This window comes from Rathayibacter sp. VKM Ac-2754 (assembly GCF_009807095.1).
Classification (GTDB): Bacteria; Actinomycetota; Actinomycetes; order Actinomycetales; family Microbacteriaceae; genus Rathayibacter.
Genome location: NZ_WUCC01000001.1, coordinates 201,793 through 220,415 on the forward strand (window position 1 = coordinate 201,793; position 18,623 = coordinate 220,415).

Consider the following 18,623-nt stretch of genomic DNA (forward strand, 5'->3'; position numbering starts at 1 on the left):
GGGGAGCCTCCGTGCCCGAGGGTGACACCGTCTACCGGTCGGCCCACAACCTCGCCGAGGCGCTCGACGGCCAGGTCCTGACCCGCTGCGACGTGCGCGTCCCGAAGTTCGCGACCGTCGACCTCACCGGCGAGACGATCGACTCGGTCGTGCCGCGCGGCAAGCACCTCCTGATGCGCGTCGGCGACGCCGTCATCCACTCCCACCTCAAGATGGAGGGCAGCTGGCACCTCTACGCGATCGGTGCCGGCGAGCGGCCGAGATGGCACCGTCCCGCCTTCCAGGCGCGCATCGTGCTCGAGACCGCCGAGTGGCAGGCCGTCGGCTTCGAGCTCGGGCTGCTCGAGATCGTGCCGCGTGCCGCGGAGGAGGACGTCGTCGGCTATCTCGGCCCCGACCTCCTCGGCCCCGACTGGGACGCGGACGAGGCACTGCGCCGCCTCTCGGCCGACCCCGAGCGCCCGATCGGCCTCGCCCTGCTCGACCAGCGGATCATGGCCGGCCTCGGCAACGTCTACCGCGCCGAGCTCTGCTTCCTCCGCGGGGTGCTGCCCACCCGCCCGGTCGGCGAGAGCGGCGACCTCGCGCGCACCATCGCCCTCGCGCGGCAGCTCATCACGGCCAACCGCGAGCGCATCGAGCGCACCACCACCGGCAACCTGCGCCCGGGCCAGCAGCTGTGGGTCTACGGCCGCGACCGCAAGCCGTGCCGCCGCTGCCGCACCCCGATCCTCCGCGGCGAGCTCGGCGACGACGAACTGCAGCTGCGAGTCACCTACTGGTGCCCGCACTGCCAGACCTGAGGTCGGGCTACTCCTCGACCGCCGAGCGGTGCCCGGGGACGTGCTTGACGTGCAGGTCGAGGTCGGTGAGCCGCTCGATGCGGTCGACGTGGCGCCCGACCTCGGCGCCGTCGGTGACGATCCAGCTGCCGACCAGGAGGAAGCCGTCGCGACCGCCAGCGGTCAGCGGGCCGGTGACGGTGAAGGAGCCGACCGTCGGGGTCGAGAAGGTCACCCGCACCGGGTCGCCGTGCGACAGCCCGTCGGCCGAGCGATCGGTCTCGCCGGCCTCGTCCGACGAGTCGCCCGCGAGCGCGATGCTCTGGATCTCGGTCGCAGTGCTGAGGAAGACGTCGGCGACGACCAGCTCGCCTCCCACCGCGCGGCGCACGACGCCCTCGATGCCGTACAGGCCGTACCGCGGCGAGCGGACGAGGACTCGCGCCGTGTCGCCGACGACGATCTCGGCCAGCGCCCCGCGGATCGACTGCATCTCGCGTCGGGCGGGCGGGGCGGACAGGGCGTCGAGGATCGGGCTGCGCATCCGATCAGGGTAGCCGCCGACGACGGCGCGCGTCGGATAGTACTCAGATCGAGCTGAGCGACACCGCGTGGGATCTGCAAGCGCTGAGCGAAGCCCACACAAACGTGCTCCAATCCAGCATGGCGCCGCCCGACAAAGTTGGCATCTTGACCTCTGCGCGTCCGATAATCACCGCGTGCACAAGAAGCTTCGGCGGAGGCACCGTGGCAATCCACAAGGAGCGCTAACGGTCGGCGGCGCGCAGCTTCGAGGCTTGGCGCACGACTTCGCCTAGAGACCGCGCACGGTCCGAGATCTCTCTCGTTGCCGCTGTTAGCGGCGCGACGTCGGTGTCGCTCCTGCTCCCGAAGCTCATCAAGCGCCGCAGTTGCCGGAGCGTCGTAGCATCGATGGCGTCCATCGCCTGCACCCATTCAGCATCGCGTTCGATAGCGGTCATGGCGGCGTAGGTGACCAGGGCTCGGATCAGGTCCGCCGCTATGTCGTCCACAGACAACGCTAGCTTTAGGGCTGCATTGACCTCGATCTCTGCCACCGACGGCCCTGGCGCGTCATCAAAAGGTCGAAAGTAGGAGAACGGGCCTCTACCCTCAGGGTCGAGGCGGGCGACCGCGCGCTCCACGCTATCCGTCGCGGCGAGAGGATCCTCCCGGAACCCCACCTCATGACGATGCGCCCAGATCTGGACGATCAGCTCTGCTATCGCATCCTCCGCGTCGAGTAGCGCCTGGCCTTCTAAGGATTCAAGTGCGGTGAGACGATCGGCGAGATGATGCGCCATCCATCGTGAAAGCAGGTCGTGCTCATCAAGGTTGTCCGCGATCTGCTGACCCAGTAACAGGATGGCCGCGTGCGTCTCTCCATCCAGCATCCGGCGTGAAGAGGAAGAACTTGACGTAGTCATCGAGGTATCCCAGGGAGTCGTGGTTCGAGTTGCTTCGGGTCGACTCGTCGCTGCGGTCGATTCGAACTTCAACAATAACGGCCATGCCCGTATGCGTGGCCAGGTTAGCGAGCAGCGCCGGCGACACCCGCAGACGAGTGCCGTCGGGTCCGCTAGGTTCGCGCCCAGAGTCCTTCAAAGACCAGGACTCCGCTGTTCCGGCCAGCACGCCATCGGATTTGCTCCAGCTCATTCCGTCTTCACTCGACGACAGTTCCAAGGCTTCGAGGACCCACCCGCTCGGCCGAGGAGTCGGGAATCGCACGTCGCGTGCGAAATCGTCGCGGCGGTCGACACCACTCTCACGGTAAGGACTGTCGATCCAGCCACGCAGTTGAAAGGACCCGTTATCGAAGGTGAAGTCGTCATCATCGGCGAGCGGGAGACGGTGATTGTTGAAAGAGGGTGCAGCCTGCAGTGCTCGCATCAACGCCATACTGGTGTCCGGTGCTACTAGCGAACTGGTAACATAGGTGTTGTCTGAAGTGCCGTATCCGGATTGGTGGGCGGCGGAACGGACGGTGACCCAACCGTCCGCGTTCAAGAACTCCGGGATGAAGTCGGTCGCCGTAACCTTCCACAGCCATTCGTCTCCATAGCTTTGCTGGCGACGTTCATGGCCGGGCGGAACCGGCCGTCTGGCGTCCGCGATCCACCGCCGATCCTCCCGCCCGAGGTCGAACTGCGTGAACCACTCGTCAAACGCGTCAGTGCCGTCGTCCGGGTCGCGGAACCGCGTCGTCGTCCGAAGCAACCGACCCGCGACAGTCAGCATGGCGTGGTAACTGAGGTAGTACGCGAGGTCCTCCGCCTTCGGGACGTCGTGTTTGTAGAAGTAGGTCTCTTCACTTTCATACGCTCCCGCCTCGCGGCGAGGATCCGCCAGCTCCAGCGAGCCCCGATAGCCCCACTCGTCGAGGATTAAGCCGCTCATCGCCCGCACCACCTCGTGATGGGTGGTCCGGAACGACTCGCTGAGCGGGGCGATCGCATACTCCTCGAAGTCGAACTGGAACGAGAACTCCGACTTCACAGCATGGTGTCCGAACGGTTTCGGGGCGTCCGGCCGTTCGAACCTGCGCACGTCGTCGAGCGACGCCCGCTGGATCGTAGCCAATCGGATAAGGCTGGCATCACCGCATCGATTCGCGATTTGGGCGCAGATGTACTGGATGCGCGCATGGTCTGGGTGCGCCGTGCTGAGCGCCGCTATTGAGGCCAACAGCGGCGACACCTGCGAGGGATTGTCAACCGCGGCACGCTCGGCGGCCACCAGGAATCCCTCGACCGCGTGCCATCGGTAAAACGGGAACCGAGAATCCAGGAAGCCGGCCGGCGCCTCTTGAAGCACCAGCTGTGTCAGCGCCTGAACCGCATCGCCCGCTCCGAAGGCGATGAGGAACCGTGTCGCATGGATCGCGCGCCACCGTGTCGACGCACGAGGGTCCGCCAGCGCGGACCAGATCGTCGCAGCAACCGCCGAGTTGGAGTCGGCGGTTGCTGGGATTACTACGCCGGCCGGTGACCAATGGTCAATCTCGAGTGCGGTTTCCAGCGCGCGGAGCGCGCCCGTCAACGCACGGACGGCATCGGCGGCATCCAGCAGCGGTGCGACACCCCCAGCCAGCCGATAGCAGGAGTCAGCCGAGGCGACCGCTACCTCCGCATCGGTTAGCTCGAGAGCGCGCAACAGCACCGATCGCTCGTCAGTCTCTAGCACCGCGGCGAGGACGCCGATTTCCAGCCCAAGGGAGAAACCTGACGTCACATCCGCGGAATGACGGCCGAGGTAATCGTTTCCCAGTTCCCGCAGGGCAGTTCGGAATGCCCGACTCGAGGATTCCAGCTGGCTTGCGCCGCGGATGAACTCTGCTCGCTGCCAGACGCTGAAGGAGTCCTCGTTGGAAAACGATCCCAGGATCGACGCCCACGTGTTCTTCGGCCGGCGTTCGACCTCATCGATCAGGATCGACGCATCCGCGCCGTAAGGCGCTTCGCGGATCGCCGCCGCCGCTTCCGCCATCCCGGCCGGCGAACCGAGATCGAACGTGTGCAGCGATTTCCGCACGGCTTCCCGCTCTTTTTGCCGCTTCGTTTCCCAGCCCGGGTCGTCCCAGGTCGAGTTGACGTAGCCGCGATCAGGGGTGAGGGGACGCTGCCTCAGACCGTACCGCTCCGCCCACCTCGGGTCGAGGTCCTCCGCCGCGAGCTCGCCGCCTCGTGCCCATGCCAGCTGCTGCACGGCGCTGAAGCGTTCATCCGTCAGCGAGCCCGTCGCCGCGAGCGATGCCAACTCGTCTCCGAGACCGCCACCGTCTGAGAACGCGGCGAGCGCGATCCTGAGCTCAGGGTGACCCGCGAGGATCCCGTCGGCCTGATCCCGAATCGTGCCAATCAGGGATCCGAAAGATCCGAACTGCCGATCACGCCACTGGCTCACGATCGCGAATGTTCTCGGTCCCGTCATTATCTGCAGGGCCGCGAGCAGCTTCGTGGTGTCGAACCCGCTGTACATGTACGGCTCAAGCCGCTCAGCGGAGTCGGCCAGATGCTTTGCCAGGAGGAACCTCTGGTCGGGGTCGTCGGCGACCGCGCCTCGTGCGAGCGCAACGATAGACTCCCAGCGCTGCCAGGTGTCGTCGCCGACGCGCGAGACGATCGCCACCGCTTTCCCGAAGTAGGCGTGCGCTTCCGCCTCGTCGAATACATATATAGCGCGGGCGATGCGGACGAGGTCGTCGGCCATCTGATCGGCGGTCTGCTGCTCGGCCTCGGCGCCAACTGCCGAAGCGTCCGCGCAAATATATGCAGGGTCGACGAACCTCGCATCGCCCTGCAGCGAGGCAATCATGTCGGTCGCGACGAACAGTCCCGAATGCGCCTGCGCCGACGCGAGGATCTTCTCGAAGGTGCTCGCGACACGGGTCGAGCGCGATGATCGGGCGAACTGTGCTGTCATGGGGCCAGCGATACGTCGCAGGAGAACCGGGTCACGGTATGAGGAGCGTTCCGTAGGGTAGCTGTCCAGCAGTCTCCGGATGCCGGTCGCGGTAGAGCGCCCCAGAGCCCATCCAGCCCATCCCTGCAGCCACGGCAGCAGTCTGGTCAACTGAGCGTTCTCTTCCTCCCGAGCACTGCGGCCGAAACCATCGCGCGAAGGTTCCAGATCCTCGATTGCGAGATTACGTCCGAGGAGGGCGGCGCGCAGCGCGTAAGCGCTGAGGAGTCCGGCGTTGTCCCGTCCGTGGTAGTCACCGAGTCCCCTAGGCGTGGTCTTCGGCAGATACTTTGTGAGCAGGTTGAGGCCCTGGCGGATTGTCGCGATCCCCGAGCGGACGCTATAGGCGGTGATCCATGCGACGCCGCGATAGACCGCGTCTGAGATCCCGCCCAGCGACGAATCTTCATGGTCGATGCCGACTCGCGCCCCGCGCAGCGTGCGCCACGCTCGTTCGGCATGGTCCCGCGAAATCGGCAGCCCCAGCTTCTGAAGTTCCGCCGCGATCGCCAGACTCAGGGACGATGTCCGCGCTGCGACACCGAGACGTGTCACCCGATCCTGCTCGCCGCGAGCCAGCAGGATCGACACGACCGACCGCGACTGCTCGAATACCCAGCGATCAGGCTGCCAGCCTTCGAGATAGCGGGCGGCCGTCGGCTCGTCCTGAAGCCAAGCGGTAGCAAGCGCGATGTTCGCCCCATGCCGTGGCACGAGCTTGCCCTCCCGGTCGCCCGACGATGTCTGCACCCACGCGTCGATCGCCGCGCGGGCACCCCGGAGCCGATTGAGGGCGTCTCCCCTCCTGTCCTCCTTCATTGTGAGCATGACCGCCTCGGCGTTTAGGACCGAACCCGGCCACTCGCTCGGGAACAGGTGGGCCGCGCGGATCTCATCGAGAGTCGTGCCATCAATGACCTCCCCCGCGAGGTCCGCGTGATCGCGCAGGAGCGTGTACCTACGCTCCGAACTCGCAGCAGCCGCACCCGCGATCATCGCCAGTTCGACCACCGCTGCCGGGTTTCCGACCCGTATAGCTGCGCGAAGCGCGAACGACGTGCGTAGCTGGGCGATCTGACGCCGCTCGACCTCGCCCTCGGCCGGCAGTCCCGCATCGGACAGAGCCAAAGCGGCGAGATCCTCAAACCGACCGGCCTCCCACAGAACCTGGGGCAGCGACGCCGCTGCATACCCATGGGAGGACGACAGCCTGGTCAGCCCCCGAATGACCCGATCGGCATTTTCGTCCGACAGCGGGTAACGGCTGCGGAAGAATGTCTCAGTCGGTTCGTCAAGGAACTGCACCGCATCGTCCTCGACGACTAACCCGCGGCCGAGGTCAGACACGAAGCTGCGAATCAGGCTCTCGTCGCGACCGGTCAACGACGCGATCACCTCGATCGGAATCCGCGGCCGCAAGGTCGCGAGGAGCTGCCCCGCAAACTCGAGCGAGCCGCGGTCACCGCCCGCCGTCTCGAGGACGGTGTCCAGCTGCCTCCCCAGCAGCTGTGAAACAGGGTCGTTCCCGGCGGCAGGCAGCCCGGTCAGGGAGTTCAGACAGTCGCGCAGGGTAGCGGTCTCCGTCAGCACCAGAGCCTGAATGCGGGGGTTCGCCGACGTCCTGCGATGGAACTCAGCGATGTCGTTGTCGGTTGCGTGCGGGTGCACCGCACGAAGCATCGACGCTGTCTCGTCGATCGAGAACTCCGCCAGCTGGAGAATCGCGACATCGGACGGCGCGCGCAGCTGGGTTACCCGGTAAGGACGAGCGGTGACGACGAGGTGGACCCCGTCGATTGGCTCGACCTGCAACAAGTCATGCACGAACGCCTGGTCACCGCGCGCCTCGGCGGCGATCACACCGTTATCTGCAGCGTCCACCACGATCACCAACTCGGTGCCGGGCGCGCTCTCCGCGAGGCGGCGCCGCGCCTCACGCAACCGCTGGATGAACGCCTTCATATACTCCGCGGACCCGGTCGCTGCTCGGGGAATGAGGGGCGCGCTCAGCGCCTGTGCCGCCAGCTCCGAGGCGATCTGAACCAGTCCGTCGCGGTGGCGGTGGCGCGGCTTGTCCGGCGCCCGGTAACTACCGTTCCCGAAGCAGTCGTAGATGACAACGACTGCCTTCTTCTCGAGAAGCGTCGGCAGCGATGCTGCAAACGTCGTCTTGCCGGCCCCGCCGACCGCAGAGATGATTGTCGGCCCCGCACTGCGGAGCACCAGGTTCGCCAGCTCCCGGTACGCGGCTCGGGCGACCGCACCGTTGTGCGCTGGGATGAGAGATGGCGCAGGGACGAGGTCCTCGACCGTGACGCCGAACGCCATCGCGACCGTCGACAGATCGATGGGGCCGCTGACCTGCCCGGATGCACGACGACTGACCTGATCGAGGAGAACGGACGGAACGGTGCTGTCGGCCTCTCCGGTCAACGCTGCCGTGAGCACCTCGAGCTGAGCCTGGAGCGCCGCGAGTTCCGAGCCGGCTCCGTCGAAGATGAGGCGGCGGAGAAAGTCCGATCCGCGGCGTTGGTCGGTCTCCAGCCACCCAAGCAGCTTCGAGGCGATCGAGTTCGCTCCGATTTTGTTACCCGCGACGACCTGCTCGATGGCGTTCCGCAGGGACGAACCGATAGGGCGGTTCGAGGTGATCACATACTCCGTGTGAGCGGTAGCGGGGATGCGGAGTGCAGCGTGCTTGCGGTTGTCGATCTGCGAGAACTTGCGGAAAGTCGGGCCGAGCTCCGAGAGACCCAGGTCCTTGGTGGCCCGCTTTGTCGAGTACTTCAGCTGTCGAACGATTACCCGATCGACGGCATCGCGTGTGCCGTAGTATTCGGCGAGGTCGATGATCTCGTCCCCCGGCACCGGTTCCCCCGCAGCTCCCTCGACCCAGACCTGGCGGAGTTCAGACTGCCGATCCAAAAGCTTCAGGGACTGGACGGCCGCCCACACGTAGTGGAATCGATCACCCGAACGGCTGTTGACCACCGAATCCGCGAAACTCCCGGGTCGGCTCGGCGCCGTACCGGACCCCGCCGGTCTCCGTGTCGTGGTGATCTCCCCCTTGAGTTACAAAAGTGTTGATGCAGTTGCCAGCGACTCCACTCCTCCAAGGTTGAGAACCTCTGAAAGTGCGAGGTGATGCTTGGCAGAAGACTAATCCCGCGGTTGCCTGGCTTGAGCTGGCCGGAGCAAATTACCAAGAAGGCCCTGACCAGGCATGTTGAGTGCGGAGACGGTGGGATTTGAACCCACGGAACCCAATAAAGGGTTCTCCACCTTAGCAGGGTGGTGCACTCGACCGGACTATGCGACGTCTCCTGAGCGCCCGCGGGGCGAACGCACGTCGACCATCATAACCGCACCCGCGAGGCGGGCGTGACATGCGCCTCCGCCGACGCCGCGGGCCCCTCGAGGGAGCCCGGTGTCGTCGAGGGAGCCCTGGATGACGGGCCGTCTCGACGGGAACGGGTTCCCTCGGCGGGGTCGCGGCTACTGCTCGTCGAGGGTGCGGCCGACGGTGCAGGTCTCCTGGTCGGCGGTCTGGCCCGACACGTCGCTCGGGAGCGCCACCGTCGCCTCGGGAGCCGGGGTCGCCGGGTCGGCGGTCGCCGCCGGGTCGGGAGTGGCAGCCGGGTCCGTGGTCGCAGCGGGATCCGGAGTCGCGGCGTCCGTCGACTCCGAGCCGCCGCCGGTCGTGCCGGTCAGCGCGATCGGCTGGTCGGCGAGCAGTGCCGCGGTGAGCGCGCCGGCCGCCTCCTCGCTCGGGTAGACGCCGTTGCCGTCGATGTAGGTGGGGTACTGCACGAACACGACGCTCGCGAGGTCGACGTCCTTCACAGCGAGGCCGATCGAGACGAGGGTGTTGACGTTCTCGAGCGAGGTCGAGAGCTGCATGTTCGAGACGGACGCCTTGGCGAGGCCGTAGAGCGCGACGGGGTTCGACAGGGTCGAGGCGCTCTTCACCTTGCGCACGAGCGACGAGAGGTAGACCTGCTGGCTCGAGATGCGGGTGAGGTCGCTGCCGTCGCCGACGCCGTGGCGGGTGCGGAGGAACGCGAGGGCCTCGGCTCCCACCAGCGTGTGCGTGCCGGCGGACAGGTTCAGGCCGGTGTACTCGTCCTCGATGGGGCTGGCGACGCAGACGTCGACTCCGCCCACCGCGTTGGACATCTCGATCACGCCGTCGAACTGGATCAGCGCCGCGTACGGGATCTCGAGACCTGTGAGCTGCTCGACCGTCTGGACCGTGCAGGCGAGCCCGCCGTAGCCGAGCGAGGTGTTGATCTTGGCCGACCGGAGCGGCTCGGACACCGCGCCCGTCGTCGGGTCGGTGCAGGAGGGGATCGGCACGTACATGTCGCGGGGGAAGCTGATGACCTCGACCGTGGAGTGGTCCTCGGAGATGTGCATCAGCATCGTCACGTCGTTGAGATTCTCTGAGCGGTCGCCGTAGGCGCCCTCCGCGGATCCCTCCGCGCTGTCGCTGCCGGCGAGCAGGATGTTGACCCCGCCCTCGATCGCGCCGATCTCGGGGATGGCGGTGCCTCCGTCGGTGGAGCCGATGTCGAGGTCGACCGAGGGGCGCGCGCTGCCGGCGATCATCGAGACGGCGATCGCGACGATGCAGACCGTGCTGAGGACGCCGACTCCGACGCACGCGGCGAGGATGCGCGCTGCGAAGCGGAACCCGCTCTGCGGCCGGAGGCGACCGTGCCGAGCGGCGGTCCTCCGGGTCGGGGCGGGTTCGCTCATCAGGACGTACTCTCTCTCGGGCGCCGGGCGGCGTGCTGCCGCACCGGTGGATCGGCGTTCGAGGAGGAGCGTACCCGGCGGGGCCCGCCGGGGGCTCGGAGCAGGACGCTTCGAGCCGAACGCCCAGCGCTGCGCGCTCGGTGCCCTCGAGTCAGCCGAAGAACCCGACCGAGCAGGTCTGCTGGTCGGCGCTCTGGCCGGTGACCGACTCTGGCACCGCAACCTTGGAGTCGCCCGCGGGAGCGGCGGGATCGACCGGAGTGCCGGGAGTCGCCTCCGCCGTGGCGAGCGGGTCCGTCGTCGCGGGCCCGCTCGGAGGCTCCGTCGTCGTCGGAGCGGCGGCCTCGCCCTCGACTATCGCGCCGCCGCCGGTGCCTCCGGTGAGGGCGATCGGCTGGTCGGTCTGCAGCGCCGCGGCGAGGACGTCGCCCGAGGTGCGGTCGGGGACCACTCCGCCCGAGGCCTCGACCGTCGGGTACTGCGCGAAGACCACGTTCGCCAGATCGACGTCGCTGAGCGCGAGCCCCATCTGGACCATCGTGTTGACGTTGTCGAGCCCGGTCGACAGGGTCATGTTGCCCAGCGCCGCCTTGGCGAGTCCGTAGAGGGCGACCGGGTTGAGCAGGGTCTCGGTGCTCTTGATCTGGCGGACCAGCGCCGAGAGGAAGACCTGCTGGTTGCTGATGCGGGTGAGGTCGCTGCCGTCGCCGATGCCGTGGCGGCTGCGGAGGAACTGCAGGGCGGCCATCCCCTCGAGCGAGTGCGTGCCCGGCTCGAGGTAGGTGTTGGTGTAGGGGTCGGCGATCTCGGTGGCGACGCAGACGTCGACCCCGCCGACGGCGGTCGACATCTCGATGACGCCGTTGAACTGGACGACCGCCCCGTAGTCGACGGTGACGCCGAGGAGCTCCTCGGCGACTCCCGCGACGCAGCCGAGGCTCACGTCCTTGCCCATCGCCTCGTTGATCTTCGTGTCGTAGCGGGCGGGGATCGTCTCCCCGGTCGCCGCGTTCACGCAGGAGGGGATGTCGACGTACATGTCGCGCGGGAAGCTCACCACGGTGGCGTTGCTGTGGTCGGCCGACACGTGCATCAGCATGTTGACGTCGTTGAGGACGCTGGTCTCCTCGTCGGGGTCGCCGTAGGCGTCGCCCTGACCCTGCCGCGAGTCGCTGCCGACGACGAGGACGTTGAAGCCGCCCTCGAGCGCGCCGATCGCGGGCACCTCGGCCGCCGCCTCGACGCTCGAGCCGGCCGCGACCGGATGCAGGTCGACCGACGGCTGCGCGGACTGCACGAGCAGCGTGGCGGCGATGGCGACGACCGAGACGGAGGCGACGACGCCGACTCCGGAGACCGCCGCGGCGGCCTTCACCAGAGTCCGCGCAAGGCTGTGCCGCTTCTGACGACCGTGCCGCACGAAGGGGCGCGGCGAGCGCGTCGACTCGTCCGCGGCGGAGGGCTCCGTCGAGAAGGGCGTCCTGCGCATCCGTCTCCCGTTCGTCTCGAGTGCTGGCGGTGTCGGCGGAGCGTGGGCGCATCCGGCCGGAGGTGGAGCAGGGACTCGCGGAGGGGAATGCCGTGTCCGCGTCGGGCCATACTACCCAGAGTCGCTCCGGAGGCGGATCGGCAGCGTTCCCGAGTGCGCGCCCCACTGCCCGATGGAACCGATTCGAGCGATCGGACATATCCCGTCATGACCACTTCCTCTCCGCCGCGGGACACCGCCGAGTCCTCGTGGGCGAACGTGCTCACGGGCGACCCGGACGGCTTCGGCAGGCTCTACGACACGTACAGGCTCCGCGTCTTCTGGCACGCGCTCCGGCACACGCGGGCGCTCCACGACGCGGAGGACATCGCCGCCCTCGTCTTCCTCGAAGCGTGGCGCAGGCGCACCTCGATCCGTCTCGTCGACGGATCACCGCTCCCGTGGCTGCTCGCGACGACCAACAACGTCGCGCGCAACGTCGACCGCTCCCGCCGACGGCATCAGCTGGCGCTCAGCCGGCTGCCCGAGCCGCGGCACCAGGAGGATTTCTCGGACGAGGCGGGCGAGCGCATCGACACCGCCCCGCGCCGGGAGTCGATCCGCAGCGCGTTCGCCGGCCTCGCCGCCCGCGACCAGGACGTCCTGTCGCTCTGCGTGATCGCCGAGATGCCGGTCAGCGAGGCCGCCCGCGTGCTCGGCGTCCCGGTCGGCACCGTCAAGTCCCGACTCTCGCGAGCCAAGGTGAAGCTCGCCGCACTGATCACCGACCTCACCGCCGACGCAGCCACCGATGGAGGTGCACGATGAACGACAAGCCCGTCTTCGACCCCGACCGCGATCGCGCCATCCGCGCCATGATCGTCGAGACCGCCCGCGCCGAGAAGGCGCGCCCGTCACTGCGCACCCGCGCCTCCCTGCTCATCGGCCTCGTGGTCGCCGCGCTCCTCGTCTCGGGGGGCGGAGTCGCGATGGCGCTGACCGGGATCATCCAGATCCCGATCGCGGCGCCTGCTCCGGTCGAGACGCCGACCGCGACGCCGACACCGACCATCACGCCGACGCCGACGACCGCTCCCGCTCCGCCGCCGGCACCGGAGCCGACCCCGACGCCGACGCCGACGCCTGCCGACCCGAGCTCCTGGGTCATCAGCTTCGACGGAGTGGGCCCGATCGTCTTCGGCGGGCCGATCACCGACGCTTCTGCAGCTCTGGACACGACCGACCTCGTACCCTTCTCCTTCGGCTTCGAGGAGTGCCCCTCCGACTACCGTCAGCTCCCCGACAACGGACGCACTTTCGTCGGAGTGGACCCGGACGACGCCGGCGCCGTCGATCACATCGAGGTCGCGAACTACGTCACCGACGAGGGGAACCAGCTCGACGGCGCCCTCCCGCGGACGGTGTCCGGCATCAGCACGGGGTCCACTCGCGCCGAACTGATCGCGACGTACCCCAATCTGGTCGAGGAGCCGGACGTCGCCGGAGACGCGCTCTACTCGTGGGCGGGACCCGACGAGCGCCGACTCTGGTTCCGGATCGCGACGGCCACCGACACCGTGCAGGCGATCTCCCTGAGCACCTCCCCGGTGTACACGCTCGGCGGTTGCGGGGCCTGACCGCAGCGGAACTCGGAGCGCCTCTCCTCAGCCGGAGAGGCGCTCGGAGGTGTATGGCGGAGGGCTAGGGATTCGAACCCTAGAGACATCTCTGCCCACCAGTTCAAGTCAGGTTCGCGGGCTCCGGTCGGACCCGAATGACGGCGGGGCCCGGACGATGGCCCGGGGCTCGCCTCATTTCGTCTACGCCAATCTCGGGCTGTACCCGTCACTAGTGCCAAATGAATGACACGAGAGCTGCGACAGTAACTCACCTCATAGCGCGCTCGATGAGGTCAGGCGTCGTCAATTGACTCCTTCTCTTGTAGGTAGCCGATGGCGCGGACGAACCAGAAGAAAACGACGGCGCCCCGATGCGTGCAACCAGTGGAAGAACCCATCGATAGGTCCGTCAATCATGGCGAAGAGAGTGGTAGCACAGAAAGCGCAGTAGTGCCGCCACGACTGGCCTGCCCTGCCCGAAGAGAAGACCAACGATAAGCCTGGCGGAGACCTGGGCCAAAAACTGGTAGTACTCAGGATCAACACCCATGTCAGCGCGAAATGCAATGATCGTCGGAATAGCGCGTAGCAGACGAGCCCCAGGTAGACAGCGCTCCGGGCCGCGAACGCCGACCCGTCGCACGTCACCGGCGTCGAGGACGCGCTCAGGGCACTGCCTGCGGCGTCCCGAACATACTCCGCCCGCCGCTCCCGAACCGATGAGCGCGAGCACGGCACCGACCGCAACGATCGACTGCCAAATCAGGTCCATGTGGCTGTCCTACGCTTCATCGGTCAAGTCGCTTTTCGGCAGACCAGCTAGCGGACAACTTCAGTCTGCTGCGCGCCTCTCTACGCAACCGTGGCGCGGCGACGCTCACAGCCGTCTCGCCGAGTGATCAGGACTTGTTGTTCTCACAACGGGCGGCTGCGCGGCTCACGGAGTCGCGGGACGTGACCCTTCGGTTGGCGAGGTCCTCTGCGGAGGAGACCAAGGCAAGCGGAGTCAAGCAGCCATCGCAGGCTCCGTCGTCCTCACGGTGACAGCGGACGGTCACCTTCATGTCCGCTGCCGACTGGCACACCCACACTGGAAGAGCAGTTCGCAGAAGGGTCGCGAGTCCTGGATTCGAACAACGGAGCTTCTCTCCCAGACTTCGTGAAAAAGTCAGTTACGATCTTGATTAACGATGCTGACTCGCGAACGGACCGGATCATCTTCCAATCACTACTTCCGGGCTTCAGAGATCTGCGGACCCCCCTCGCTGCCGGGTTCCTCTTGGCAGCGGCTGCGTGGTTGACGTGGGGCGAGTCGGTCCCGCCGCGTGGAACCGCAGCAGGGGTGCCCGAATCGATCTACATTCTCTTCGAGACACTCGGCAGCTATACGTTGCTTGCAGTCCTTACGTTCGGCTCTTACACCGCCGGAATGATATGGATGGCTCCCGTTCAATGGCTGTTCGACAAGATCGGCACCCTCCCGAAGCTCGGATTGCGAACCTACGCCGACCAGACCACGACGAATCTTCTCAATCAGACTCGCCCTGTGATGGAAGACGAGGGAGGCAAAGATGCATACGCGGCACTGACCGAACTCCTGAAGCAGGTCTCATCCGCTCCTCTCGACCGGGGTGACCCTACGCCCGAGAAAACCGTCCGTCGGCGAATCTCCAATTCTCTCGCTGAGAACTTCAAAGACGCAGCGGTCGTCCTGCAGGCCGAGAATCACGAACTCTGGGACATTTACGATCGCGGGACCGCCGAAGCACAGTTCCGCTTCGGGATCGCCATCCCCTTCGGGATCACTATCGGGCTCCTGGCGACAAACATTTTCAACACGACCTGGCAGTTGGCACTTCTCTTTGGTGTGGTTGCCGCAGGAGTCATGCTCGCCCTCAGCGTGATAAAACTCCGCGAGGCAGTAACTGCGCTTCGACGCGGGCTGGAGGCGGCCAACGTGAAATCGCGCAAGCAGGTCGCGCTGGAGGAGGTCATCGGACGACTAAACAGGTAGTGGAGACCTGACCGCCGACGGCGGTAATCGCGGCGGACTGCGGACTGCCTGGCGGAGGGCTAGGGATTCGAACCCTAGAGACATCTCTGCCCACCAGTTTTCAAGACTTCGGAAGGCCCTCTACCGGGGCAGGCCGAACCTCTCCGCGACCGGCCGCCGAAGGCCGTTCTTCCGCGAGATTCCGGGGTTGTGACAGCCATACGGACCGTTCTCGCGGCACGCCTCGGAGAGGTTCGGATCACCTCGGCGGAGCGTGGTTAGAGGGGTTTCCGCGGGGATCTTCTAGCGCCGAGCGATCGCGCCGGAGGTGAACCACTGCACCAGCGGAACGGCTAACAGCACCGCGGCTTCAGCCTCAGCCCTCGTGCTTCGGGTGAAGCCCGGCTGCCCAGCGTGTCGATCGTTCTGCCCCGTCCAGAGGGTCTGAGCCATCGCCAAAACCGTACGGGTGCTCGTGTCCGCCGGGTGCTCACGCGACAATTCGAGACCCCAGTCACCGTCTGCTCGCATCTGCCCTACTACGGTGCCAAGGGTAGCGGTGCGATTGGTCGGCATTACCACCGGGATTGACGCTGCCTCAACGGCCTTCACGGCCTTCGAATAGGCCCTCTCGTAGTCAGGATTGACCCCAAAAGCCGAACTCCACGATTCGGACAGAAGAGGCCCAGCGTGACCGGCTGAGGACATGGCCGCATCCGCGGCGCGCCGCACTCCTTCGGGAACTCGTTTCTCTAGTCCGGCGTATCCGTCACGCGCACCAACGGTCCACTCCGACCCAGCGCTTGTCAGGAGGCCATCAAGTTGCATCCCGGCTTCGCGGCTCTGACTATTGAAAACGAGGAAGTCGACGAATTCAATAGTTTCATCTTCATCCAATACGCTTTCGATTCCAGCGATGCCGAATTTCTGGAACCGACCAACTATTGGCTCGACTCGTCGTGTGACAAGATCAAACTCGGACACCAACGGCAAGTTACGCCCCGTCTGGCCGCGATAGTCAACCGTAGTCAGCTGTCGCCCAATCCAAACCCAAAGAGGCATCTCCAACCATGGCGGCACTCCCGCCACTAGCACTGCCTGCTCTTCGGCGGACGAACGCAGAGGCTTCCAGGTCATAGCGACAACCTATCGCCTGGCTTCGACATCCGTGCACGCCGGGCCGCTCCGCGGTGGTGCCGGAGCGGCTCAGCGTTGGGCGCTCAGCGAGCGCGCCGGGATCCTCAGCCACGGGCCTGACCGAGCGGCCCCGTGGCCACCTGTGGGCTAGGCGTTGGGCGCCCGAAACATCGCCCGCCGCTGCTCCGCCGCGCTCAGCGGGCGCCGCGCCTCCGACAGCGGGTTGGACCCATCCTCAGTGCCGCCGTGCTCGGACGCTTCCTCCCGGCTTGCGGAGGTCACCCGCTGGAAGGGCGGCTGGCCAGCCCGCTTGTCGAATATCTGTCCCAAGGTTCTCTCCCCTTGTCGGTGTGCTCGGAACCCTACTCGTCGGACTATTTCTCTCCTATTGCCAATTCCAGCGGGGCGAGATTGCATTCTGGCCCTTACCTAATCGGCATTGAAAAGGCGCTCGGCTCAAGCGGGAACGATTAGCGGCGCAGTAAAGTAACGCTATCCGATCAGAAAAGGAGGCGCTTAAATGCCGACAGGCCGTCCACCCAAGAACTACGTCCCTCTGCGATCTTCCGTTCCGGAGGAGATCGACGTGGCGCTCGACGCATTCGTCGCTGCAACCGGCCTGGCAAAGGCCTCGCTGATTCGCATCGCGTTGGCCGAGAAGCTGGTCGCCCTCAACCTTCTCCCCTCTCTTCCGCACATGCCGCTCGCGGCGACTACCCAGTCCGACAACGAATAAGAAAGGTTCGAACAATGGTCAATCTCAACCCAAGCCTGGAGGCTTTCAAGCCCCAGGAGATCCACACCGACCTGCCGCCATTCCCGGCTTCCGCAGGACCCACCCTCGCTCGGGAGATTCGCAGCCGCCACCTCGTCGCCCTCGCCACGCTGGCCGACGACGCGAAGGCTGCCCTGGGTGAGGCGGAGGAGGCCCTGCTCACCGTGGTCGAGCAGCAGGAGGCCCGCACCGAGCGTCGCGACCGCCTCCAGGCCTTCGCCTCCAAGAAGAGCGGCCCCACCATCGGTGGTTCGATCTCGGGAGCGCGGCGATGATCCCCGGCAACTTCGACTGGCAGCGCTCCGTGGTGCGGGACCAGACGTACCTCAACTCGAAGGCCGAGCGCGAGGCCATCCGCGCCGTCGACAAGGCCATCTTCGATGAGGTTCGCGTTCACGAGCGCGACCTCGTCCGGCAGGGCCAGAAGTTGGTGGCGGACGTCGCCGCCCGCCGTCGCGCGGTCGAACAGATGGTCGAGCAGCTCACCCGCGAGATCACCACCCCGTTCACCAAGGCCCCCTGGTCCGGAGCCGACACGGATCTGCAGAAGGGCGTGGACCGGTACAACGTGCTGCACTTGCAGCTCGAGACCGCGCTTGCGGCGCTCGGCGAGAAGTACCGAGAGCTGTCGTGGATCGCGGAGAAGCTGGAGGACCCGTACACGGACCTGCCGAACCTGCTCACCAAGTTCTTCTCGGGTACCAAGCGCTTCGAAACCGCGCCGGTGCGCTTCGCGACAACCGACGGCAGCCAGCGCCCGCCCGTCGAGAGCAGCCTCGCGATGGTCGAGGGTGCGACGGTGGCGACGCCCGGCCCGACGCAGGTCCAGTAGCACGCAGAACGGCCCCAGAGGCGAGCAAGCTCTGGGGCCGTTCTAGGACACGCAACGAAAGGAAGGAATCTCATCGTGAACACCCTTAGCTTACCCTTTTCTCCCACACAAGTGTTGTTCGGCCACTGGGAGCGAGCCCTTGAAGGTTCGGTCGAGCCGGAGTGGAAGCCGGACCCGGTGAGCACCCCTATGCGGCTGCTGTCGCCGGTGGAGTTCGCCTCCCTCCGGGTCCAGCTTCGACGCAACGCCGAGGACCTTCGGCCGGACACGCACGGCCCCGTGACGGACGCCGCGTTGCGCATTGCGCTCTGGGAGGTCATGGGCAAGCGCTTCTCCGGCTACCGGCTGGCGCAGGAGCTACAGCACTTCCACTTCCCGCATGTCCCCGAGTCCCGGGAGCCCTGGCGCGGGTGGGACATGCTGGCGGCCATCGACGCCACGGCCGACCTGCACGGGGTGGAGCTGGTTCTCAACGCGGAACCCGCCGAGCCCGCCTGGACTCGATTCCGCGAGATGCGCCTGTCAGAGCGCCTCGCGGAGGTCACCGAACGGAGAGATCTGGAGGTAGCTGGCGGGTCCAGGTAGCGCCGCGGCAAGCGCTGGGGGTAGAGTCCCTCTCGCAAGTCAGCAAGAACGTCGGTCGGTCCGGGGTGAGTGACACAACTACATATCGCCAACTGGGGGAGGTCCCCGAAATCAAGCGCCCATTCACTTGGGCTGTCTAGTTTCGGAGGCCTTTTTTTGTGCCGTCAGGCTGGTCAGCCCTTCCAAGAA

General features: G+C 66.4%; 14 protein-coding genes and 2 tRNA genes. 8 read left to right on the forward strand and 8 right to left on the reverse strand.

Going from position 1 to position 18,623, the window contains the following annotated elements:
* The first annotated feature begins 11 nt into the window (after positions 1 to 11).
* Positions 12 to 803 carry a DNA-formamidopyrimidine glycosylase family protein gene (locus GRS92_RS01035; RefSeq protein ID WP_159852474.1) on the forward strand — a complete coding sequence of 264 codons (792 nt, stop codon included), beginning with the start codon at positions 12 to 14 and terminating at the stop codon, positions 801 to 803.
* A gap of 7 nt (positions 804 to 810) precedes the next feature.
* Here GRS92_RS01035 and GRS92_RS01040 read toward each other — a convergent pair whose 3' ends face one another.
* The 6 genes from GRS92_RS01040 to GRS92_RS01065 form a co-directional block, all read right to left on the reverse strand.
* Complete coding sequence (locus tag GRS92_RS01040; protein WP_159852476.1) at positions 811 to 1,326, reverse strand: hypothetical protein; 516 nt, start codon at positions 1,324 to 1,326, stop codon at positions 811 to 813.
* A 223-nt stretch (positions 1,327 to 1,549) separates the two neighbouring features.
* Positions 1,550 to 2,197, reverse strand: coding sequence for a hypothetical protein (locus GRS92_RS01045; protein ID WP_159852478.1), 648 nt, complete (start codon positions 2,195 to 2,197; stop codon positions 1,550 to 1,552).
* The gene (locus GRS92_RS01050) at positions 2,133 to 8,258 is read right to left on the reverse strand and encodes a hypothetical protein (protein ID WP_159852480.1); all 6,126 of its coding nucleotides are present in this window, start codon (positions 8,256 to 8,258) and stop codon (positions 2,133 to 2,135) included. Before GRS92_RS01050 ends, GRS92_RS01045 begins: the two co-directional genes overlap by 65 nt.
* Positions 8,259 to 8,500: 242 nt before the next feature.
* Positions 8,501 to 8,591: transfer RNA gene (locus GRS92_RS01055), tRNA-Ser, on the reverse strand.
* 171 nt (positions 8,592 to 8,762) lie between these two features.
* Positions 8,763 to 10,025: an LCP family protein gene (locus GRS92_RS01060; RefSeq protein WP_159852482.1), complete on the reverse strand. Its 1,263-nt coding sequence runs from the start codon at positions 10,023 to 10,025 to the stop codon at positions 8,763 to 8,765.
* Positions 10,026 to 10,176: 151 nt separating this feature from the next.
* Positions 10,177 to 11,514 carry an LCP family protein gene (locus GRS92_RS01065; RefSeq protein WP_159852484.1) on the reverse strand — a complete coding sequence of 446 codons (1,338 nt, stop codon included), beginning with the start codon at positions 11,512 to 11,514 and terminating at the stop codon, positions 10,177 to 10,179.
* 207 nt (positions 11,515 to 11,721) lie between these two features.
* Here GRS92_RS01065 and GRS92_RS01070 point away from each other — a divergent pair, with 207 nt between their 5' ends.
* The 3 genes from GRS92_RS01070 to GRS92_RS01080 all read left to right on the forward strand — a co-directional run bounded on the left by GRS92_RS01070 (position 11,722) and on the right by GRS92_RS01080 (position 15,126).
* On the forward strand, positions 11,722 to 12,321 hold the full coding sequence (locus GRS92_RS01070) for an RNA polymerase sigma factor (RefSeq protein WP_159852486.1): 600 nt from the start codon (positions 11,722 to 11,724) through the stop codon (positions 12,319 to 12,321).
* Positions 12,318 to 13,130, forward strand: coding sequence for a hypothetical protein (locus GRS92_RS01075; protein WP_159852488.1), 813 nt, complete (start codon positions 12,318 to 12,320; stop codon positions 13,128 to 13,130). Before GRS92_RS01070 ends, GRS92_RS01075 begins: the two co-directional genes overlap by 4 nt.
* A 1,141-nt stretch (positions 13,131 to 14,271) precedes the next feature.
* Positions 14,272 to 15,126 carry a hypothetical protein gene (locus GRS92_RS01080; RefSeq protein ID WP_159852490.1) on the forward strand — a complete coding sequence of 285 codons (855 nt, stop codon included), beginning with the start codon at positions 14,272 to 14,274 and terminating at the stop codon, positions 15,124 to 15,126.
* A 49-nt stretch (positions 15,127 to 15,175) separates the two neighbouring features.
* Here GRS92_RS01080 and GRS92_RS01085 read toward each other — a convergent pair.
* Positions 15,176 to 15,271: transfer RNA gene (locus tag GRS92_RS01085), tRNA-Ser, on the reverse strand.
* A 137-nt stretch (positions 15,272 to 15,408) separates the two neighbouring features.
* Positions 15,409 to 16,242 (reverse strand): hypothetical protein, encoded by an 834-nt coding sequence (locus GRS92_RS01090; protein ID WP_159852492.1) that lies wholly within the window; start codon positions 16,240 to 16,242, stop codon positions 15,409 to 15,411.
* A gap of 586 nt (positions 16,243 to 16,828) precedes the next feature.
* Here GRS92_RS01090 and GRS92_RS01095 point away from each other — a divergent pair.
* The 4 genes from GRS92_RS01095 to GRS92_RS01110 all read left to right on the forward strand — a co-directional run bounded on the left by GRS92_RS01095 (position 16,829) and on the right by GRS92_RS01110 (position 18,434).
* Positions 16,829 to 16,978 (forward strand): hypothetical protein, encoded by a 150-nt coding sequence (locus GRS92_RS01095; RefSeq protein WP_159852494.1) that lies wholly within the window; start codon positions 16,829 to 16,831, stop codon positions 16,976 to 16,978.
* Positions 16,979 to 16,992: 14 nt separating this feature from the next.
* The gene (locus GRS92_RS01100; protein ID WP_159852496.1) at positions 16,993 to 17,292 is read left to right on the forward strand and encodes a hypothetical protein; all 300 of its coding nucleotides are present in this window, start codon (positions 16,993 to 16,995) and stop codon (positions 17,290 to 17,292) included.
* Complete coding sequence (locus GRS92_RS01105; protein ID WP_159852498.1) at positions 17,289 to 17,849, forward strand: hypothetical protein; 561 nt, start codon at positions 17,289 to 17,291, stop codon at positions 17,847 to 17,849. Before GRS92_RS01100 ends, GRS92_RS01105 begins: the two co-directional genes overlap by 4 nt.
* Before the next feature lie 75 nt (positions 17,850 to 17,924).
* Positions 17,925 to 18,434 carry a hypothetical protein gene (locus tag GRS92_RS01110; RefSeq protein ID WP_159852500.1) on the forward strand — a complete coding sequence of 170 codons (510 nt, stop codon included), beginning with the start codon at positions 17,925 to 17,927 and terminating at the stop codon, positions 18,432 to 18,434.
* Positions 18,435 to 18,623 lie beyond the last annotated feature (189 nt).